Annotated in this window: 22 protein-coding genes and 1 tRNA gene; 13 read left to right on the top strand and 10 right to left on the bottom strand. The window is 58.7% G+C overall.

From position 1 onward, the window contains the following. Nucleotides 1–150 precede the first annotated feature (150 nt). Entirely contained in the window at nt 151–768 is a 618-nt protein-coding gene (locus tag QQJ98_RS05825; protein WP_284324382.1) for an SH3 domain-containing protein, read from the bottom strand. After that, on the bottom strand, nt 765–1,586 hold the full coding sequence (locus QQJ98_RS05820) for an ABC transporter permease (RefSeq protein WP_284324381.1): 822 nt from the start codon (nt 1,584–1,586) through the stop codon (nt 765–767). The genes QQJ98_RS05825 and QQJ98_RS05820 overlap by 4 nt, the downstream gene beginning before the upstream one ends. A gap of 135 nt (nt 1,587–1,721) precedes the next feature. Between QQJ98_RS05820 and cysQ the strand changes: the two genes are divergently transcribed. The 8 genes from cysQ (at nt 1,722) to QQJ98_RS05780 (ending at nt 10,897) form a co-directional block, all read left to right on the top strand. Next, complete coding sequence (cysQ, locus tag QQJ98_RS05815; RefSeq protein WP_284324380.1) at nt 1,722–2,516, top strand: 3'(2'),5'-bisphosphate nucleotidase CysQ; 795 nt, start codon at nt 1,722–1,724, stop codon at nt 2,514–2,516. Further along, nucleotides 2,513–3,301, top strand: coding sequence for a 3-deoxy-manno-octulosonate cytidylyltransferase (locus QQJ98_RS05810; protein WP_284324379.1), 789 nt, complete (start codon nt 2,513–2,515; stop codon nt 3,299–3,301). Before cysQ ends, QQJ98_RS05810 begins: the two co-directional genes overlap by 4 nt. Further along, nucleotides 3,298–4,500: a glycosyltransferase family 2 protein gene (locus QQJ98_RS05805; protein ID WP_284324378.1), complete on the top strand. Its 1,203-nt coding sequence runs from the start codon at nt 3,298–3,300 to the stop codon at nt 4,498–4,500. Before QQJ98_RS05810 ends, QQJ98_RS05805 begins: the two co-directional genes overlap by 4 nt. 175 nt (nt 4,501–4,675) lie before the next feature. Continuing rightward, nucleotides 4,676–5,569: a UTP--glucose-1-phosphate uridylyltransferase GalU gene (gene galU, locus QQJ98_RS05800; RefSeq protein ID WP_284324377.1), complete on the top strand. Its 894-nt coding sequence runs from the start codon at nt 4,676–4,678 to the stop codon at nt 5,567–5,569. 3 nt (nt 5,570–5,572) lie between these two features. Further along, nucleotides 5,573–6,739 (top strand): glycosyltransferase family 4 protein, encoded by a 1,167-nt coding sequence (locus tag QQJ98_RS05795; RefSeq protein ID WP_284324376.1) that lies wholly within the window; start codon nt 5,573–5,575, stop codon nt 6,737–6,739. A 63-nt stretch (nt 6,740–6,802) separates the two neighbouring features. Then, nucleotides 6,803–7,792 carry a glycosyltransferase family 2 protein gene (locus tag QQJ98_RS05790; protein ID WP_284324607.1) on the top strand — a complete coding sequence of 330 codons (990 nt, stop codon included), beginning with the start codon at nt 6,803–6,805 and terminating at the stop codon, nt 7,790–7,792. After that, entirely contained in the window at nt 7,789–9,486 is a 1,698-nt protein-coding gene (locus QQJ98_RS05785; protein WP_284324375.1) for a DUF5927 domain-containing protein, read from the top strand. Before QQJ98_RS05790 ends, QQJ98_RS05785 begins: the two co-directional genes overlap by 4 nt. Nucleotide 9,487: 1 nt before the next feature. Further along, complete coding sequence (locus tag QQJ98_RS05780) at nt 9,488–10,897, top strand: nodulation protein NodH (protein WP_284324374.1); 1,410 nt, start codon at nt 9,488–9,490, stop codon at nt 10,895–10,897. On the opposite strand, the gene QQJ98_RS05775 is transcribed toward QQJ98_RS05780, so the two are convergent. The 8 genes from QQJ98_RS05775 to QQJ98_RS05740 form a co-directional block, all read right to left on the bottom strand. Further along, a complete protein-coding gene (locus QQJ98_RS05775; protein WP_284324373.1) occupies nt 10,894–11,361 on the bottom strand; it encodes a PTS sugar transporter subunit IIA in 468 nt (155 codons plus the stop codon). The genes QQJ98_RS05780 and QQJ98_RS05775 overlap by 4 nt on opposite strands. A gap of 36 nt (nt 11,362–11,397) precedes the next feature. After that, nucleotides 11,398–11,973, bottom strand: a complete 576-nt coding sequence (gene hpf / locus QQJ98_RS05770) for a ribosome hibernation-promoting factor, HPF/YfiA family (RefSeq protein WP_284324372.1) — start codon at nt 11,971–11,973, stop codon at nt 11,398–11,400. A gap of 225 nt (nt 11,974–12,198) precedes the next feature. Then, nucleotides 12,199–12,966: an LPS export ABC transporter ATP-binding protein gene (lptB, locus tag QQJ98_RS05765; RefSeq protein ID WP_284324371.1), complete on the bottom strand. Its 768-nt coding sequence runs from the start codon at nt 12,964–12,966 to the stop codon at nt 12,199–12,201. Further along, on the bottom strand, nt 12,966–13,457 hold the full coding sequence (locus tag QQJ98_RS05760) for an LptA/OstA family protein (protein WP_284324370.1): 492 nt from the start codon (nt 13,455–13,457) through the stop codon (nt 12,966–12,968). Before QQJ98_RS05760 ends, lptB begins: the two co-directional genes overlap by 1 nt. A gap of 12 nt (nt 13,458–13,469) precedes the next feature. Next, nucleotides 13,470–14,072 (bottom strand): hypothetical protein, encoded by a 603-nt coding sequence (locus QQJ98_RS05755; protein ID WP_284324369.1) that lies wholly within the window; start codon nt 14,070–14,072, stop codon nt 13,470–13,472. Next, complete coding sequence (locus tag QQJ98_RS05750; protein WP_284324368.1) at nt 14,072–15,064, bottom strand: KpsF/GutQ family sugar-phosphate isomerase; 993 nt, start codon at nt 15,062–15,064, stop codon at nt 14,072–14,074. Before QQJ98_RS05750 ends, QQJ98_RS05755 begins: the two co-directional genes overlap by 1 nt. After that, the gene (locus QQJ98_RS05745; protein ID WP_284324367.1) at nt 15,045–15,659 is read right to left on the bottom strand and encodes a ribonuclease D; all 615 of its coding nucleotides are present in this window, start codon (nt 15,657–15,659) and stop codon (nt 15,045–15,047) included. Before QQJ98_RS05745 ends, QQJ98_RS05750 begins: the two co-directional genes overlap by 20 nt. A 250-nt stretch (nt 15,660–15,909) precedes the next feature. Next, nucleotides 15,910–15,994 (bottom strand) — tRNA-Leu (locus QQJ98_RS05740). A gap of 154 nt (nt 15,995–16,148) precedes the next feature. Here QQJ98_RS05740 and QQJ98_RS05735 point away from each other — a divergent pair. From QQJ98_RS05735 to QQJ98_RS05715, 5 genes are all read left to right on the top strand, one after another. Further along, on the top strand, nt 16,149–17,132 hold the full coding sequence (locus tag QQJ98_RS05735) for a complex I NDUFA9 subunit family protein (RefSeq protein WP_284324366.1): 984 nt from the start codon (nt 16,149–16,151) through the stop codon (nt 17,130–17,132). Further along, entirely contained in the window at nt 17,133–17,936 is an 804-nt protein-coding gene (locus QQJ98_RS05730; RefSeq protein WP_284324606.1) for an undecaprenyl-diphosphate phosphatase, read from the top strand. A gap of 161 nt (nt 17,937–18,097) precedes the next feature. After that, nucleotides 18,098–19,534, top strand: coding sequence for an NAD(P)-dependent oxidoreductase (locus QQJ98_RS05725; protein WP_284324365.1), 1,437 nt, complete (start codon nt 18,098–18,100; stop codon nt 19,532–19,534). A 136-nt stretch (nt 19,535–19,670) separates the two neighbouring features. Further along, entirely contained in the window at nt 19,671–20,396 is a 726-nt protein-coding gene (locus QQJ98_RS05720) for a hypothetical protein (RefSeq protein ID WP_284324364.1), read from the top strand. Continuing rightward, complete coding sequence (locus QQJ98_RS05715) at nt 20,386–20,823, top strand: GFA family protein (protein WP_284324363.1); 438 nt, start codon at nt 20,386–20,388, stop codon at nt 20,821–20,823. Before QQJ98_RS05720 ends, QQJ98_RS05715 begins: the two co-directional genes overlap by 11 nt. The last annotated feature ends 1 nt before the right edge of the window (nt 20,824 follow it).

The raw sequence follows: 20,824 nt of genomic DNA, 5'->3' as shown, positions 1-20,824 counted from the left end.
CATGAGACCCGGAAGGGCTGCTGCCCGTTCCCGGCTTCTGGGCGTATATAGGCAGGCTGATTTGACCCTGCAAGCGCTGCGTGAGGCAGAAAACCCAATGAATGATCGGAAAAATTGCCGGGTTCGGATTTAACGGCGGATTCAGGGCACTTAGGGCGCTAGATTGCAGCAACCATGCAAGGTTTGCGCGGGCTGATTGGCGCTTGCCGCTTTGAACAGATCCAGCGCAATGCCAAAGTTTTGGTCTGACATGCCATCGGAACAGGCTTGTCCGCGCAGCACAGCAATGCCGCCGGCATCTTCGCTGCTGTATTGCACGGCGGCGGTTTGGTTTGATGGGTTGCCGGGCCATTGCGCCGCAATATCCAACTCGGGGCCTTCTTCGTCCGGGGTGTTGATATGGGCGGATTTGGTTTGCGGTTCGATGAACAAGGTCCAAAAAGGTTCGGTGCCAGAACATTGCAGGCTGTATTCCAGCGTGAACCAATCCGGGCGATCTTGGCGCTGTAAAAAGCGCAGCGCCGCCCAGCCAGAGCTTTCTCCGGCATTCAGCTGCGCCCATTTGCCATCTGGGCTCAGGGCGACAACCTCAACCGATGTTGCATCGGCGGGCAGGCTTGCCAAAACGGGACTGCTAGCATCGGCATTTGCGCGGATGTTCAGCACATCATCGCCAGCCACGCCCGCGACATCATACAGGGCGGGCAAAACCTGCGCCGCAGCCACTGTTGGCCACAGCAGCCAAGCGCACAGCAAAAGCGCCTTCATCGACCGGCGCTCCAGCTGGCCGAGGCGTGTTTTCGGGTGTAATTCTCACCCATCAGGCCAATCACGATCAGCGCGAATGTCACCCAGATTGTATATTCAATCGAGCTGTTATGCGGGTGATAGTTCTGAAACATATAGCCGCGCGTCTGGTCGATAGAATGAAACAGCGGGTTCCATGTGTAATAATGCAGGCGGCTGGAAGGCATGGTGTTGGCCAGAAACATCTTGCCCGAAAAGATCATATTGGCGCGGGCATAGATTGAGGTGGCGATGCTGAAAAACTCGGGCTGCCAAGGCGTTGCGGCCTTGAAGATCATCCCGACGCCGATCCCCGACGCCCAGGACAGCATGTAAATTCCGATCACCGGCACCGGCTGATAAATCGTGATCGGCACCCAAAGCGCATGATAGACGAACAAAATCACGCCAGCCGACAGGGTTTGCAGATACAGCGTCCCCAAAGCCGCCGATGAGATCGACACAATTGTGTTCATCGGTGAATGTTTCATCATCGCCGAGGTTGGGCCATCAGATTTTGACACCGCACTTAGGGTCTTGGCATGGGTGGCAAAGTTGAAGACGCCTGACATGATATAAAGCACGAAATCGCCGCGCAACGCCGCGCCACGCATGCCCAAAAGGTCGAACATGAACACCATGATCGCCACCATCAGCACAGATTGAACAATGCTCATCAGCAGGCCGATCACGGCATTGCCATGCTGCTTGCGCACATGACGAACCGCGCCGTGAAAAATCAGCTCCAGCATACCAAAGGCACTGGTCACATGGGTTCGTTTGACTTGCGTGCGAAACATCTACTGAAACCTCATCAGCGGGCCGGGCCCTTTATAGCGCAGGAAATCTTGCTGTTCCCTTTCCAAGCGATGATAAAGGCGTTGCATGTAATAATCAACAACAGGGCAAAACGATGTCGTGTTGCAGGAGAGCGTATGAACTTTGACCACCTGATCCCCGTCATCCGCCGTCTCGCACTTGAGGCAGGCGACCGCATCATGCTGGTCTATAATGGCCCGGATTTCGCGGTGAAGTCTAAGTCGGATGCCAGCCCGGTGACAGAGGCCGATGAGGCTGCCGATGCGATCATCTCGGCTGGCCTGCGCGCCGCGTTCCCGGATGTGGTGCTGATCACTGAAGAACAGGCAGACAGCCACGCGCTTTCGGCCTCGACCTTTCTGATCGTGGATCCACTGGATGGCACCAAGGAATTCGTGCAGCGGCGCGGCGATTTCACCGTGAACATCGCTTATGTCGAAAACGGCGTGCCGTTGCGCGGTGTGGTCTATGCGCCCGCGCAGGGGCGGCTGTTCTATACGTTGGCTGATGGCACGACGGTCGAAGAAACGGGGGATTTCGCCAAGGAAACCGCCGGGCCGGTCAGCAAGCTTGCGGTGTCGAAACCTGACAACGCGGCGCTGATGGTGGTGGCCTCAAAATCGCATCGCGATGCGGCGACGGATGAATACATCGCCAAATACGCCTGCAAGGATATGAAATCGGCAGGCTCCAGCCTGAAATTCTGCCTTGTGGCGACCGGAGAGGCCGATCTTTACCCTCGCCTCGGCCGCACGATGGAATGGGACACTGCGGCTGGCGATGCTGTGCTGCGCGGTGCGGGCGGTCATGTGGTGCGCTTTGACGATCACACTCCGCTGGCTTACGGCAAACAGGGCTGGGGCAACCCGTTCTTCATCGCCTACGCCCCCGGTGTGGTGTTGCAAAAATGAGCGTGCTTCTCGCCATCCCCGCCCGTTATGCCAGCACGCGCTATCCGGGCAAGCCTTTGGTTTCGCTCAAAGGCCCGGATGGCGACAAGACTCTGATCCGCCGCAGCTGGGAGGCTGCAATGGCGGTGCGCGGTGTCGCCCGCGTCGTTGTTGCGACCGACGATGACCGCATCCGTGACCATGCTTTGGCGTTTGGTGCCGAGGTGGTGATGACATCGAGTGCGGCGCAGAATGGCACCGAACGTTGCGCCGAAGTCGCGGCTTCGCTGCCCGATTTTGATATGGTTGTGAACCTGCAGGGCGACGCGCCGCTGACGCCCGCGTGGTTTGTCGAAGACCTGATCGCAGGCCTGCGCGCAGTCCCTGATGCAGACATTGCCACCCCGGTTCTGCGCTGCGATGGCCGGGCTTTGAATGGATTTCTGGCGGATCGTCGGGCGGGGCGGGTTGGCGGCACCACGGCGGTTTTTGGCGCGGGAATGCGGGGGCTGTATTTCTCAAAAGAGGTGATCCCCTTTACCTCGCGCAGCTACGGCGATGCAGAGCCCACCCCCGTGTTCCATCATGTCGGCGTCTATGCCTATCGCCCCGCAGCGCTTTCGGCCTATCCGACTTGGCCCGTCGGCCCGCTTGAAGCGCTTGAGGGGTTGGAGCAGTTGCGCTTCCTTGAAAACGGCAAACAGGTGCTTTGCGTCGAGGTTCAAGCAAAAGGTCGACAATTCTGGGAGTTGAACAACCCCTCTGATGTTCGGATGATAGAGGCTGCATTGGCACAGATCGGATGACGCCACAAACCGCCAGTGTGATCGTCGTCAGCCGTCACCGTGCGGCGGCTTTGATCCGCTGCATTGTGGCTCTGACCCAGCAGGATCACCCGGATTTTGAACTGATCATCGTGGCAGATCCTGACGCCATTCGCCAAGTGCGGGCGATGCCGCTGCCGCTGAAATGCATCAGCTTTGACGAGGCCAATATCAGCGCCGCGCGAAATGCCGGGCTGGGCGTCGCGGCAGCACCCGTGGTGGCGTTCATCGACGATGATGCGGTGGCAGAACCGACTTGGCTGACCCGATTGACCGCGCCTTTTGTGAATCCTCGCGTGACGGCAAGCACCGGGTTTATCCGGGGCCGCAACGGCATTTCTTATCAATGGAAGGCCTGCGAGGTTGATCGGTTTGGCCAAGATCACGCACTAGACATCACTGAACCCACGCTTCATCAGGGCACTGGGCAGCGCGCCGTCAAAACTCAAGGCACCAACTGCGCGTTTCGCCGTGATGCTTTGTTGGCGCTGGGCGGCTTTGATCCGGCATACCGGTTCTATCTTGACGAGGCAGACGTTAACCTTCGGATGGCAGCATTGACCGCAGTTATCCCCAATGCGCAAGTGCATCACGGCTATCTTGCCAGCACGCGCCGCAGTGCCAACCGTGTGCCACTCAGCCTCTATGACATCGCTGCCAGCACCGCCATGTTTCTGCGTCGCCATGCCCCAGATGCAGACTTTGCCTCAGCACTCAAAGCCATGTCCTTGCGCGAATCCGCCCGCATCGCCGACCACCGCCGCGATGGACGCATCGACTTGCAGGCCGAATTGGCGCTGCTTGCCAGTCTTGCGCAGGGCTGGGCAGACGGTCTTGCCCGCCCTATGTCCAGCCTGCTGCCTCTGCAGGCGACCGCAACGCCGCTGCAACGGCTGGCAGCCGGCCCGCGCGGTGGCAAAGTCATCGCTGGACGGTTTTGGCAAAAGCGCCGCCTTGTCGCCGAAGCCTGCGCAAACACGGCCGCCATCACGACGGTCTTACTGCTGTCGCCCACTGCCCGCCCGCACAAACTCAGCTTTCAGTCCGAAGGCTATTGGCTGCAAACCGGGGGCATTTTTGGACAATCAACCCGCAGCGGCCCCCGGTTCCGCTGGTGGACTTTCCGCAAACGTGTCGCCGCAGAGACCGCCCGCCTTGCGCGCTATCGCCGAGTGGAATGATCCAACCTGCCGCCGCGCTACAATATCTGAAACTTTCCCCGGAACCGGCGCGGCCAATGCGTGTTATCAGAGTCATGCAAATGCATATACGCACAAGTAGATAGATTGTTCTGTTAAGCGTTGTGCGTTAAACTGGCGTCAATTGACTGCTTGAGCAGCGCGAAAGAATGGGCAAATGAAGATTAAGAAAGTCACCAAAGCAGTGTTCCCGGTTGCCGGTATGGGCACACGATTTCTTCCCGCGACCAAATCCATCCCGAAAGAGATCATGACGCTGGTGGACCGGCCCTTGATCCAATACGCGATTGACGAAGCCCGCGCGGCTGGCATCAAGGAATTCATTTTCGTGACCTCGCGCGGTAAATCGGCGCTTGAGGATTACTTTGATCATTCCCCCGAATTGGAAAGCGCACTGCGTAAATCAGGCAAGGATGACCTGCTTGAGATTTTGAAGGAAACCAACATGGATTCCGGCGCGATTGCTTATTTGCGCCAGACCCGCCCGATGGGCTTGGGCCATGCTGTGTGGTGCGCCCGCCGTCTGATCGGGGATGAACCTTTTGCCGTGCTGTTGCCCGATGACGTGATCGCGGCAGAAAAGCCCTGCCTGCAGCAGATGATGGAAGCTTACGAGCAAACCGGCGGCAATATGGTTGCCGCGATGGAAGTGCCGCCTGCCAAGGCGTCGTCCTATGGCGTGCTGGACATTGCCGAGGATATGGGCGCGATCGTCAAAGCCAAAGGCATGGTCGAAAAGCCAAAGGCAGAAGATGCGCCGTCGAATCTTGCGGTGATCGGGCGTTATATCCTGACGCCTAAGGTTCTCAACAACCTGAACAAAATGAAGCAGGGTGCGGGCGGTGAGATTCAGCTGACCGACGCGATTGCTGAAGAAACCAAAGCAGGCAATGTCTACGGCTATCGCTTCCGCGGTCAGCGGTATGATTGCGGCTCGAAGGCGGGCTTCTTGCAGGCGACCGTGGCGTTTGGTCTTGCGCGCCCCGATCTGCGCGAAGAATTTGGCGCTTACCTGAACGACATGATCGCGCTGCAAAAAGCGGCGCAGTAAACGGTGGCTCCGGCACGGCTGCTTGACCTGACGCGACTGATGTCGCGGTTGGGCAAGGGGCCGATGACCGGGGTGGACCGGGTCGAATACGCCTATCTTGGGCAATTTTTGCAAATGGATACGCTTTGCATGGGCCTTGCGCGAACAGCGCTGGGCTTTTTGCTTTTGGATCGCGCAGCAATGGCCTCGCTGCATGCGGGCAGCCTTGATATTGGCCAAAACGATTTGATTGGCCGCCTTGCGTGGCGGCGTGATCCGGCGCGGGGCCGGGCCGAGGCCGCGTTGCGCAGGCTCGCCATCGCACGGTGCAGCAAGCGCGGGCTGACACGGATGCTGAGGCGTCATCTGCCGCAAGGCACAAGCTATTTTAGCACCGGCCACGCCAATCTAGACAGCCGCAGTCTATCCCAGATCCGCGCTGCTGGCCTGAGAATCGCGGTTCTGGTGCATGACACCATCCCGCTGGATCACCCCGAATTTGCCCGCCCCGATACGGTCGAGCCGTTCCGCCGCAAGATGCAAGCTGTTGCCAACCATGCCGATTTGGTAATCCACACCACCCGATCCGCCCGCACCCAGACCGAGGCGCAACTTGCCAATCTGGGCCGGGTGCCTGCGGGTCTCACTGCCAATCTTGGCGTGCCGGTTGCCCAGCCCATCGCCACAAGCCGCCCAGCCAAGCCGTATTTCGTGACACTTGGCACCATCGAGCCGCGCAAGAATCACGCGCTGCTCTTGGACCTGTGGGCGCAGATGCCCAATCCTCCGGGCCTTTTGATCATCGGCGGGCGTGGTTGGTCGAACGTCGAAGTGTTCGCCCGCCTTGATGCCTTGCCGCCTGATTCCCCCATCCAGCACCGCGCGGGTTTGCCGGATGGCGAGGTCGCCTTCCTGTTGCAGGGCGCACAAGCTTTGCTCTTTCCAAGCTATGCCGAAGGCTTTGGTATCCCCGCTGTCGAGGCTGCCGCCTTGGGAACCCCGGTGATCTGCTCGGATCTGGCGGTATTTCAAGAGCTTCTGGGGGAGTTCGCAGTTTACCTTGACGTCACGGACAGTTATTCTTGGATGGAAACAATCGCCCGGCTGACCAAGGCCGAGGTGACAAACAGAAAGGTGCAGCAGCCACCAAGCTGGGCGGAACATTTCAAGCTTGTGTTAAGCCAGATGTGATACCCCGCTCAAAGCATATGGCGGGTCAGTGAAAGTCGAGGGTTGAGCGTATTTTCAAGATACATGCTGCGGTTGGCGCGCAAACGCTGGCGTATCCGCGCTTTTCGCAAGCGGCGGGAACTGCGGGCTGTTGTCGATCGTACCAACCAGATTGCCCCCGATCATATCCTGTTGTTCTCGACCCTGCGCAATGAACGGATCAGGCTGCCGTATTTCCTGCGCTACTACCGAAATCAGGGCGTCAATCATTTCATTATCGTGGACAATGACAGCGACGACGGCAGCCGCGAATATCTGCAAGCGCAGCCCGATGTCTCACTTTGGACCACAAAGCACAGCTACAAACGCGCGCGCTTTGGGGTGGATTGGCTGAACTATCTGCAAAACAAATATGCCCACGGCCATTGGGCGCTGATCGTCGATCCTGACGAATTCTTCGTCTATCCGTTCTGCGATACCCGGCCCCTGCGCGCGCTGACCGACTGGCTGGATGCTTCGTCGATCAAATCATTCTCGGCGATGCTGCTCGACATGTATCCGAAAGGCCCGTTCGATGCCGCCCCCTATGCCGAAGGCCAAGACCCGTTCGAAGTCGCACCCTATTTTGATAGCGGCAATTACATCATCCACCGCAACAAAAAATTCGGCAATCTGTGGATTCAAGGCGGCCCCCGGCTGCGGATGTTCTTTCAAGATCTGCCCGAACGCGCACCCGCGCTGAACAAGATCCCCTTGGTGAAATGGGATCGCGACTATGCCTATGTCTCATCCACCCACATGCTGCTGCCACGCGGGCTTAATCAGGTTTATGACGAATGGGGTGGCGAAAAGGCATCTGGTTGCCTTCTTCATGCCAAGTTTCTCGATACCTTTGCCCATAAGGCCGAGGAAGAGATGGAACGTCGTCAGCATTACGCCAACAGTCACGAATATCGTGCCTACCGGGCCGGGATCAGCACCCAGCCCGACCTGTGGTGCAAATGGAGCGAGAAATACATCAACTGGCGCCAGCTTGAGATTCTCGGCCTGATGTCGAAAGGCAATTGGGCATGAGCGTCGGCGTCGTCATGCTGTGCCACACCGCGTTTGATCGCGCAGCACAGGTTGCGCGGCATTGGGCGGTGCGCGATTGTCCGGTGGTGATCCATGTTGATCGCCGGGTAAAACGCCGCGCCTATGACGGCTTGGTCAAAGCGCTATCCGATCTGCCCAATATCAGGTTTTCGGGCCGTCATGCCTGTGAATGGGGCACTTGGGGCATCGTCGCCGCAACGCAGGAAGCCAGCACGATCATGCTGCGCGACTTTGCACAGGTGCGGCACGTCTATCTGGCTTCGGGGTCATGCCTGCCGCTGCGCCCGGTCGAAGAAATGATCGCCTATCTGACTGAGCGTCCGCGTACCGATTTCATCGAATCTGTCACGACAGAGGATGTTGGTTGGACCATCGGCGGTCTTGATGTTGAACGCTTTACTCTGCGTTTTCCCTTCAGTTGGCGTAAACAGCGCCGCTTGTTTGATGGCTATGTCCGTCTGCAACGCAGGCTTGGCTTTCGCCGTCGCATCCCCGCGGGTATCGTGCCGCATCTGGGCAGCCAATGGTGGTGCCTGACCCGGCAAACCCTGTCAGCCATCTTGGAAAACCCCGATCGCGCCGAGATTGACCGCTATTTCCGCCGCGTCTGGATTCCGGACGAAAGCTATTTTCAGACCTTGGTGCGGCAGGTTTCAGCCAATGTCGAAAGCCGCTCGCTCACTCTGTCAAAGTTCGATTTTCAGGGCAAACCGCACATTTTTTACGACGATCATCTGCAACTGCTGCGGCGGTCGGATTGCTTTGTTGCACGCAAGATCTGGCCGCATGCGGGGCGGCTTTACAAGACATTCCTGTCCGATGACACCGGCTCGCAGCCCGCGGCTGAGCCGAACCCCGGCAAAATCGACCGCCTTTTCGCCAAAGCGGTTGAACGTCGCACCAAGGGCCGCCCCGGGCTTTACATGCAATCGCGCCATCCGAATGAAAATTGGGAAAATGGCCGCACCGCAGCACCCTATTCGGTGTTTGAAGGCTTTGTTGACCTGTTTGAGAATTTTGAGATCTGGCTTGGCAAGGCCACCGGCACCCGCGTGCATGGCCATATCTTCGCCGAAGCCAAGGTTGAATTTGCCGGTGGCGAAAAGATCTACAATGGCGCTGTCTGCGATTCCGCTGCGATCCGCGACTATAACCCCACCTCGTTTCTGACAAATCTGATCTGGAACACCCGGGGCGAGCGTCAATGTTTTCAGTTTGGACCAGAAGACAGCCAAGCTTTGGCGCAGTTTATCGCAGGCGATCCCAACGCGCAGATTTCCGTGATTTCAGGGGCTTGGGCGATCCCGCTGTTTCATTCCAACCGCAATTTCGGCGAGATTCGCAAAGAGGCCGCTCGTCTGCAAAAGATCGAAGCCGAGTTTCTGTCCGAATTGCGCAAGCCTTGGGTGAAAGCCCGCGTTCGGACGTGGTCACTGGCGGAATTTGTCGAAAACCCGATGGAACCCCTGCAAACCATCGTCGATGAAATCAGCCCACGCGCCATGCGCCGCCTAAGCGAAGCACCGCGTCTCGCCGATCTGACTGGCTTTGGCCAGTTTCTGCAAAACCTGCGCAATCAGGGCATGCAGCCCGTGCTGATGGGGGATTTTCCCGCTGGCGACGATCCGCGCCCTTCGACCTCGCGGCGTGGCCGCCCCTATTTGGTGAAGTAATTTGTCCGACCCCAAGCCGTCCTTCACCTCGTTCGTGATCTTTGCGGAAATGCGCACAGGCTCAAACTTTCTTGAGGCCAATCTGAACACGCTTGCGGGCATCACCTGCCATGGCGAATCCTTCAACCCGTATCTGATCGGTGGCGAAGGCAAGCAAGAGATGTTCGGCATCGACATGGCCGGGCGCGATGCCGACCCTGCCGGCTTTTTGCGCGCGATGCGGGCGCAGACCAAGGGCATGGCGGGGTTTCGCTATTTCTCGGATCACGACCCACGGGTGTTTGATCTGGTGATGGCGGATCGCGCCTGCGCCAAGATCATCCTGACCCGCAATCAGTTGGAAAGCTTTATCAGCTGGAAAATTGCGATGGAAAGCGATCAGTGGTGGCTGGCCAATACCAAACATCTGAAAACCGTCCGCCCGCGGTTCGAGATCGAAGAATTCAACGCCAGGATTGATCAGCTTGCACAGTTTCAACGCAAGCTGGTGCATGCGCTGCAAATCACCGGACAGACCGCTTATTACATTGATTATGAAGACATTCGCGATCTGGATGTGCTGAACGGCCTAGCCGCCTATCTTGGGACGCCCGCGCGGCTTGAGTCGCTGGATTTCCGCTTCAAAAAGCAAAACCCCGAAGCGATTTCGGCCAAGGTCTCGAACCCGCTGGAAATGCAGCAGGGCCTTGCAACAGTGGATTGGTTCAATCAAAGCCATGTGCCGAACTTTGAGCCGCGTCGTCTGGCCGCCGTGCCGCAATATGCGGTGTCGGACGGGGCTGACCTGTTGTTCATGCCGATCAAATCCGGGCCAGAGGCGCAGTTGAAAAAGTGGCTGCAAAGCTATGGCCCGCTGTCGCCCAGCTTTGATCGGCAGTCTTTGCGCAAATGGAAAGCCGCACATCCCGGCCAGCGCAGCTTTAGCGTGCTGCGGCACCCACTGGCGCGGGCTTATACGGCGTGGTGTGATTACACCGCCAAGGAATGGATGCCCGAACTGCGCCCCTATCTGAAGCGGGTGCATAAATTTCAGCTGCCGCCCAAGGGCAAGCCCTTTGAAACATTTGAAGAGTTTCGCGCAGGCTTTCTGGTGTTCCTTGAATTGATCAAGCACGTTCTGGCTGGCCGGACAGAGCTGCGGGTGGTCGCTCAGATCGCGTCGCAAGGCGCCACGATTCAAGGCTTCGCGCAGCTGCAAAGCCCGGATCTGCTGCTGCGCGAGGATAAATTGGCCCAAGGGCTGGCCTATCTCTGCGCCGATCTTGGGATCGAGGCGCATGCTTTGCCCACCGTGGCCGACAAGCACCCCTATCCGCTGACACAGCTTTACGGCCCGGATATAGAATCCGCCGCCCGCGAAGCCTATTGGCGCGATTACGAAGCCTTTGGCTTTGGTGACTGGCAGCCCTAGGCCGCAACCTGCGGCGTGCGGGATTCCGTCAGGATCGCGTATAGCTTGGCCGGGTCCGAATTGGCGCGCAGCTTGGCGCAGATGCCCGGATCGCGCATGGTGCGTGACACCTGCGCCAGCGCTTTCAGATGCTCCACGCCGGAATCCTTCGGGGCAAACAGCCCGAACACCAGGTCAACGGGTTGGCGATCCACGCTTTCGTAGTCGAGTGACTTTTCAAGCCGGATAAAAACCCCGAAAATCTTGTCGATTTCCTCAAGCCGAGCATGCGGCAAGGCGATGCCATTGCCCACACCCGTTGGCCCAAGGCTTTCGCGTTCCTGCAAACCATCCACGACAATCGCCGAGGACAGGCCATAAGCCTGAAACGTCACCTCTCCCAATTCCTGGAAGAGGCGCTTTTTGCTGGTGAGTTGGCCAAGAACCCGGACAGCCCCCGGTATCAGCAGTTTAGAAAGGTCCATCCGGCGTCTCGTCCTTCCGCGCCCTAAAGGGCTTGGTTACTTGGTGTTGCGCGGGTCGATCCAGCCGATATTCCCGTCATCACGACGGTATACGACGTTTACGCCTGCATGTCCTTCATTGCGAAACACCAGAAACTTCTGACTGGTCAGTTCCAACTGCATCACGGCCTCACCTACGGTGATCGACGGAATCTTTGCTTCCATCTCGGCAATGATGATCGGTTGTGCAACTGCGTTGTCGTCGTCTTCCGGCTCTTCGGTTGGAGCGAGGATATAGGACGAGCCTTCGCCGAATTCAACAGGTGCCGGACGCGCGTGATGGTGGTTGCGAATTCGCCGCTTGTAACGGCGCAGCTGCTTGTCCATTTTCTCGCGGCAGGATTCAAAGGCAGCATAAATCTCGGTGGCATGGCCCTTGGCCTGAGCGTTCAGCCCGGTCGACAGATGGATCACAGATTCGCAGACATACTCATGCGCGGATTTGGAAAAAACGATCACGGCCTCGGTCGGGCGTTGCGCATATTTCTCGACAACTTCACCCAATTCGGCCTTCACATGGGTTTGCAGGGCTTCGCCGATGTCGATTTGTTTTCCGCTGATCTGGTAACGCATGATGCCTCCATTTTTGCGCGTAGGTCACTGGCTTCCGCAGGACACGGAAGGATTGACTTTCTTTGATTTCCAGAAGGTTAACGACACCCATCGCCACCAGTCACGGTGCCCTGTCAGGGCCGCTTCGGTCTGGTTGGGCAAGGCGAAATGGTCTCGCATCCTTATCATTTGGGGATGCGTGGGGGCTCTTGTCAACAGCGCTGTCACGCCATTGTTAAACTTGCGCTAGATGATGCGGAAATTCTCGCCCAGATAAACCCGGCGCACCATTTCGTCTTGGACGATTTCCTCGGTGGTGCCGGTTTTCAGCACCACACCATCGTGAAGAATATAAGCGCGATCCACAATTTCTAGGGTTTCGCGCACGTTATGGTCGGTGATCAAAACGCCAATGCCGCGCGATTTCAGATCATGCACAAGGTGGCGGATTTCGCCCACCGCGATCGGATCGACCCCGGCGAAGGGTTCGTCCAGCAGCAGATATTTTGGATCGGCGGCCAGACAGCGGGCGATTTCGACTCGGCGGCGTTCACCACCGGACAGGGCCAGCGCAGGCGCGCGGCGCAGATGGGTGATGGAAAACTCTGACAGCAATTCTTCCAGACGCTCGCGCCGCTTGTGGCGATCGGCTTCGCGGATTTCCAGCACGGCCAAGATATTGTCTTCCACCGACAGCCCGCGAAAGATCGAGACTTCCTGCGGCAGATAGCCAATGCCCAGCTGCGCGCGGCGATACATCGGCAGGCTGGTCACATCGCGACCGTCGATCATCACCTGACCGCTTTCCGGCGTCACCAACCCGGCGATCGTGTAGAATGTGGTGGTCTTGCCGCAGCCATTCGGCCCTAGCAGGGCGACGACCTCACCCCGGTTCAGCTGCAACGATACATCGCGGATCACCGGGCGGCGTTTGTAACTTTTGCGAATATGCTGGATCGACAGACCGGTAGCGCCCTCGGCGGCGGCCAGTTGCGGCGACGTCTGATCTGGCATTACTTCTTCCCCGGCACGAAGGTGGTTTTCACCCGGCCTTCCATGCGGCCAAGGCCGGTTTTCAGGTCAATCACCAATTTGCCCGCAGACATAGCCGCCTGGCCTTGGGTGAGCAGCACATTGCCCGTCATCACCACTTCGCCGCTGGCAATGGTATAGACCGCATTATCCGCTTGCGCGGCATCCGTGGCATTGACGAGCAGCACTTTGCCCGTGGCATACAGCGTCTCGATGCTGGTTTTATCGGCACCATATGCCACCCGCACCTCGTTCGCTGACAGCTTCATCGCGCCCTGACTGACCACGACATTGCCAGAAAACACCGCCGTTCCATCGGCTTGACTGACGGTCAGCGTGTCGGCGTTCATTTCCACCTGCGCCGTGGTGTCGCCCTTCAATCCGCCAAAGGACACCGCAGCCCCCTCAGCCAAAGCAATCTGTGCAAGGCCAAGGACCAGCGCAGCGGAATAGGCGAAATGGCGGATCAACATTGAAAAATCCTGTTATCTGTTTGGCTGGTATAGCAGCCGCACCTTGCCGTTGAAAACCAGAAGATACGGCCCCGCCTCAGCTTGCTGCGAAAGCACCATATGATCCGCGGTCAGATTGCCGCCGGGGCCGGTTGCGGTGATGCCGCCACGGCTTTCGACACGGGTATCTACGGTCGAGACGTCAAACCCCTGCGCCTGCACCACATAGCCATTCGCCGCACGCAATTCAGCCCCATCTGTCAGCTCGATCAGCTTTTGTGCGGTGTTCAGGCTGACCGCCGCCGACGAAAGCTCGGTTTTGGTGCCATCTGGGGTTTGCAGCAGGCCCTGCACCGTCTTTAGCGCGCCACCCTCTGCCGTGGGTTTCGCCTGCGCCGCTGCAATGCTCAGCGAGGCCCCGTCCGAGGTGACGCCCGCAAAGCCAGCATCCGTCATCTTTGGATCACTCAGGCGGTCTTCAACATCCACCGACGCGTAAGGGATCGCATCCTCCGGGTTGATCTTGCGCGAGAACAAGAACAGCGTCGACAGCAACACCAAAGCAATCAGTGGCAGCAGCACTTTCAGCACCGAAACCAGCCGCGAATGCCACTTGTCGCTGCGTGGAATGTTCATCAGACCACCCCCGCCCGCAGGCAGTCGTGGATATGCACAATACCAAGGGCCTGACCGGGCAGGGCAGGGTCCACCGCGAACAAGCAGGTGATCTTGCGCTCGTTCATCACATTCACCGCCGCTTCGGCCAAAGCATCAGGGGCGACGGTGCGCGGGCCGCGGGTCATCACGGCACCTGCCGTCAGGCTCAGCAAGCCATCCATATGGCGGCGCAAATCGCCGTCGGTGATGATGCCCGCAAGCGCGCCGCCTTCGGTCACGCCCACCACGCCAAAACCTTTCTGGCTGATCATCAGCAAAGCCTCGGTCATCGGGGAGGCAGCGTCGATCAGCGGCAAGTCGGTGTGCATCAGATCGCGCACCTTCAGCAGCTTCGCGCCCAGTTTGCCGCCGGGATGGAACAGCCGGAAATGCTCGGGCGTAAACGCGCGATGCTCCATCAGTGCCACAGCCAGCGCATCGCCCAAAGCCAGCATCATCGTGGTCGAGGTGGTCGGCACGATGCCCGTCTCACAAGCCTCGGGTGCATTGGGCAACAGGAGGGTCACGTCAGATTGCCGCGCCAAAGTGCTGTCCGCCTTGGCCGCCACCGCGATCAGCGGAATACCAAAGCGGCGGGTGTGGGCGATGATATCGGCCAGCTCCACCGTCTCCCCCGAGTTTGACAGCACCAAAGCCACGTCGCCCTTGGTCAACATGCCAAGATCGCCGTGGCTGGCCTCGCCCGGATGCACGAAATGCGCAGGCGTGCCCGTGCTGGCCAAAGTCGCCGCGATCTTGCGGGCCACATGGCCAGATTTGCCCATGCCCGATACAATCACCCGACCGGTTGCCGCCATGATCATGCCTGCGGCTTGCGCAAAACTTGGCCCCAGATGATCGGCAAGGATCACCAAAGCCTCGGCTTCGCGCCGGATCACCCTTTGCCCGGCGGTCAGCAGAGCATTGGTGCCCAGATCTTCCGCCCCGCGTTCAATGGTGGAAAAGGTCATTCGGCTCGTCCCATCCCAAAAGATCCAACTCGGCACGGGTGGGCAGGAAATCAAAGCAGCGCTTGGCCAGATCAAGCCGGTCCTCGCGCACCAAAATCGCCTCCAGCGCTTTCATCAGCTTGTGCAGATACAAAACATCAGACGCCGCATAATCCTTCTGGGCATCCGACAGTGTGGCAGAGCCCCAATCCGAGGTCTGCTGCTGCTTCGAGACATCCACCCCGACCAATTCGTTCAGCAGATATTTCAGCCCGTGACGGTCAGTAAAGGTGCGGATCAACTTGGCCGCGATCTTGGTGCACCAGACTGGCGCCGTGGTGACACCAAAGGCCTGCTTCATCGCGGCAATGTCAAAGCGACCAAAGTGGAACAGCTTGATCACATTCGGATCGGTCAACAAGGCTTCAAGGTTCGGAGCCGATTTCTGACCCTTGGCGATCTGCACCAGATGCGCATTGCCGTCACCTGACGACAACTGGACCAGACACAACCGGTCTCGCATCGGGTTCAGCCCCATCGTCTCGGTGTCAATGGCCACAACCGAGCCAAGTTTCAGCCCGGCGGGCAGGTCGTTCTGGTAAAGATGGATGGCCACGGATGATGCCTTTGCAATGCTTTGAATGGCACGGTGATAGGCGCAAAGCCATGCAAACTCAACCAGCGTTGGCAAGATTGCAGGGCGGCCTCAGCGGCGCGAGCCTGCGACCAATCAGCCTGATCTGCGGCGCAAAGGCTTCAGGCCGCAAGATGCGTCGCACCCATCGCACACCGCGGGGTATCCAGTCTGAGGCACAAAGAAAAAAGCCGCGCATCCCATTAAGGATGCACGGCTTTTCAAGCGACTTTGGTGCCCAGGAGAGGACTCGAACCTCCACGTCTTGCAACACTGGTACCTGAAACCAGCGCGTCTACCAATTCCGCCACCAGGGCAGGTGTCGTGGGGGCGATGTAGCCAAGCCTTCGGGGCGAGTCAACGGCCCGCGCACAGAAATTCTCGAAAATTCGTCACGGTGAATAGACTTGCCGCTGTGGCCGGGGCAGATTATTCAGGCGCTAGCGCATAAAGCAGCCAAAGGGGTTCAGCATGAGCAAACTTGTCACGATCTACGGTGGCTCAGGCTTTGTCGGCCGCTACATCGCGCGCCGGATGGCAAAAGAGGGTTGGCGCGTCCGCGTCGCCTGCCGTCGCCCGAATGAGGCCTTGTTTGTGCGCCCCTACGGCACCCCCGGTCAGGTGGAGCCTGTGTTCTGCAATATCCGCGATGATGCTTCCGTTCTGGCCGCGATGGCGGGCGCGGATGCGGTCGTGAACTGCGTCGGCACATTTGATCGCGGCGGCAAAAACAACTTCAGCGCTGTGCATCTTGATGGCGCGGGCCGCATTGCGCGTTTGGCTGCCGCGCAGGGTGTGGCCGCGATGGTGCATATCTCGTCGATCAGCGCCGATGCCAAGGGGGCCAGCCTGTATGCTCAATCCAAAGCCGAAGGCGAAGCCGCCGTGCTGACCGCATTTCCCACGGCGATGATCCTGCGGCCCTCGGTGATTTTCGGCAACGAAGACGGCTTTTTCAACCGCTTCGCCGCGATGTCCGGCATGGGGCCAATCCTGCCGCTTATCGGCGGAAATGCCAAATTTCAGCCAGTCTATGTTGATGATGTGGCGCAAGCCGTCGTCAAGGGCATCATGGGGCAGGCGACGGGCACCTATGAACTGGGTGGCCCCGAGGTTGAAACCCTGCGCGCCTCCATCGGCAAGATGCTGGGCGTGATCCGCCGCCGCCGTCTGGTGATCAACCTGCCGTTCGTTGCGGGCAATGTGCTGGCCAACCTGCTGGATTTCGCCTCGTTCTGCACTGGCGGCATTTTCCACAACTCTATCTTGACCCGTGATCAACTGGCATCCTTGCGCAGCGACAGCATTGTGAAGCCCGGCGCGAAAACCTTGGCGGATCTTGGCATTGCGGCCACCGATTATGCGTCGGTTATCCCCGAGTATCTTTGGCGCTACCGCCCCTCGGGCCAATATGCCGCCATCAAGGAATCGGCGAAGAACCTCAAGAAAGCTTAAATCTTGGATCATACCCTGACCGCCGCCCTGCTTGGTCTGCTTGAGGGGTTAACCGAGTTTATCCCGGTATCCTCCACAGGCCATCTGCTGCTGGCAGGGCATTTCCTTGGCTTTGAGTCTGCCGGAAAAACCTTCGAGGTCGTGATCCAGCTTGGTGCAGTCCTTGCCATTCTGACCGCTTATTTCGGCAAACTCGTCACCGTATTCGGCACCGCCCACCGCGACCCCGCCGCGATGCGCTTTATTGTGTCGGTGCTGCTGGCCTTCCTGCCTGCCGTGGTGATTGGCGTGATTGCGCATGATTTCATCAAAACCGTGCTATTTGAATCCCCCATGCTGATCGCCGTCATGTTGATCCTTGGCGGCATCATCTTGCTGTGTGTCGAACGCATCGCGCCGCCCGCCACCATCGACGACGCCGACAGCATCCCGTTTCGCAAAGCCTTGGCCATCGGCTTTATCCAATGCCTTGCGATGATCCCCGGTGTGTCACGATCGGGCTCTACCATCGTCGGCGCGCTGATGCTGGGTGTATCCAAACGCGCCGCGGCCGAGTTTTCGTTCTTCCTTTCGCTGCCCACAATGGCCGGGGCCGTCGCCTACGACATCTACAAATCCCGCCACGACCTCGATTTTTCGGCGTGGTCTGATATTTCGGTTGGCTTCATCGTCGCGTTTATTTCTGCGGTGATCGTGGTGCGCAGCCTGCTGAATTTCGTTTCGCGCAACGGGTATGCGCCGTTTGGCTGGTGGCGAATCATCGTCGGTTCGCTGGCTTTGATCGCGCTTTGGGCAGGGTTTTAGGCATATAGGTATTGTGTGCTGACCTAATATGGCGGTAAACAGTCAGAATTGTTGACCTAAGCATTGATAAATCGAAAGATAGGTCAATCATGCTGACTTTTATTTAATCCTGTTCCAAAGTATCAACGCGCGACAGTGAAATTCCACCTAAGGGGCAGATCATGGCCGGGCAGAAAATGCTGAAATTCGTCACCTTGACCAAAGAGACGCCCCCCAAGCGTGATGCCAATCTGCGTGCGCAAGATTTCGATGAGATTTACCGCCAGTTCGCTGTCGAAAAAGCAGCCGAGCAGGCCAGCCGCTGCAGCCAATGTGGCGTGCCTTATTGCCAGTCGCATTGCCCCTTGCACAACAACATCCCCGACTGGCTGCGCCTCACCGCCGAGGGCCGCTTGGAAGAAGCCTACGAGCTGTCCCAAGCCACCAACACCTTCCCGGAAATCTGTGGCCGCATTTGCCCGCAAGACCGCCTCTGCGAAGGCAATTGCGTCATCGAGCAATCCGGCCACGGCACCGTCACCATCGGCTCGGTCGAGAAATACCTGACCGACAAGGCATGGGAAATGGGTTGGGTCAAACCGATCACCGCCCGCACCCAGCGCCCCGAATCCGTCGGCATCATCGGCGCGGGCCCCGGTGGCCTTGCCGCCGCCGACGTGCTGCGCCGCGCGGGCGTGCAAGTGACCGTCTACGACCGCTACGACCGCGCAGGCGGCTTGCTGACCTATGGCATCCCCGGTTTCAAACTGGAAAAGCCCGTCGTCATGCAGCGGATCGAGCAGCTTGAAATCGCAGGCGTCACCTTCGTTCTGAATTGCCGTGTCGGCGAGGATATGTCGTTCGACGCCATCCGTGGCCAGCACGATGCCGTGCTGATCGCCACCGGGGTCTACAAGGCCCGCGACATCGAAGCCCCCGGCGTTGGGGCAAAAGGTGTGGTGCGCGCGCTCGATTACCTTACCGCGTCCAACCGCAAGAGCTTTGGCGACGACGTGCCGGAGTTTGACAGTGGCGAACTCAATGCCGATGGCAAGCGCGTCGTCGTCATCGGTGGCGGCGATACCGCGATGGATTGCGTCCGCACCGCCATCCGTCAGGGTGCTACCAGCGTTAAGTGCTTGTATCGCCGTGACAAAGCCAACATGCCGGGCAGCCAGCGCGAAACCCAAAACGCCGAGGAAGAGGGCGTCGAATTCGTCTGGCTCTCTGCCCCGAAAGGCTTTAGCGGCGGCACGGCGGTTGACGGTGTGATGGTACAAAAGATGCGTCTGGGTGCGCCTGATGTGTCGGGCCGCCAAGTGCCGGAGCTGATCGAAGGTGCCGACTATGTCGAACCCGCCGATCTGGTCGTGCAGGCGCTGGGCTTTGAGCCTGAAGCGATCCAAACCCTTTGGGGCGTGCCCGATCTGGCCGTCACCCGTTGGGGCACGATCAAGGCCGATTTCCGCAGCCACGCCACCAACTTGCCGGGCGTCTACGCCGCAGGCGACATCGTGCGCGGCGCGTCTTTGGTGGTCTGGGCGATCCGCGATGGGCGTGAAGCAGCCGAGTCTATCCTTGGCTATCTGGCGCAACCGGCCAGCGTTGCGGCAGAATAGCCCAAGATCTTAACGAAATCTTACGGACCCAGAAAACATATGGGTTTGGGCCATATAGAGGCCAGATTATTTCCCCGCTGCAAAGATTGCGGCTTTCGTATGGGTCAGCTTTGATGACCATTCATAGGGTGACGAGATGAAACTGCGCATTGTTGTTCCACTGCTTGTTCTGGCCTCGTCCATCGTGGGCTCTCCCGCCCTCGCGGGCAGCTTCACCCCGCCCGAGGGCTGCACTGCCACCCTTACCGTGCAATCGCGCGGCTGCTATGTGGCGAATTACTACACCTGCGAGAAAGACAATCCTGGCGACAAATGGCGCGCGGATTTCGATCAGGAAGGTATGTTCTACCTTTCCAAGATCGACCGCGAAACCCAGTGGATCGAAAGCTATGATCTGAATCCCACGGTCAAGCAAACCCTTGATCCGAACCCGGCGGACCCGGCGAATTTTTCTAGCCTGCTCTCTACGGGGCGGGATGATTTCGAGTTTGGCCTGACCAAGGACAACGGCGAGCATACCAATGTCAAAGGCTTCGACAAGCTGACCGGCGAGTCCGTCACCATTGACGGCGTGACCCTGCAACGCACCGAATTCGACTATGTTGAAACCGATGATGCTGGCAACGAACTGCGCAAGGCGCGCGGCCATGAATACATCAGCGCCGAGTATCGGAATTTCTTTTCCGGCCAATCCGAATGGTGGGATGGCACGCAATGGCTGCCGCTGGAAGGCAGCCCGGTGCAATTCTATCTGCCCGGCGAAAAAGGCTTCGCCGCCACGCAACCGATCTTTGAATGTGACGCCGTGATGTCCGAAGCCACCCCGTTGGAGCGGCTATGGAGGGCATCCGATGGCCGCTGAACAGACCGGGCAATGCCTGTGCGGTGCGGTGCGCTTGCAGATCACCAGCCTGAACTCAGACGTGCACGCCTGCCACTGCGAAAACTGCCGCCGTCAAACCGGCGTCTGCACCATGACCGTGATGGTGCCACCGGATGGCCTGACGATGCAGGGTGCCGAAGCGGTGACAACATACCAATCCTCGGATTGGGCCGCGCGCAGTTTTTGTAGCCGCTGTGGCACTTCGCTTTGGTATCGCTTCACTGAACCGGGCGATCAGGCTGACTATTTTCTGAACGCCGGCCTGCTGGATGATCTGACCGGCCTGAAGCTGACGCAGGAAATCTATTATGACCGCAAACCCGACGCCTGGGCCTTTGCGGGTGACACCGAAAAACTGACCGGGGCCGAGATTGAAGCCCTCTACGCCGCCAGCCCCAAGGAGTAAG

This window comes from Cypionkella aquatica, assembly GCF_030161095.1.
Taxonomy (GTDB): domain Bacteria; phylum Pseudomonadota; class Alphaproteobacteria; order Rhodobacterales; family Rhodobacteraceae; genus Cypionkella; species Cypionkella aquatica.
The sequence above is the reverse complement of the archived record's forward strand: the minus strand, read 5'-3'. Positions and strand labels throughout refer to the sequence as shown.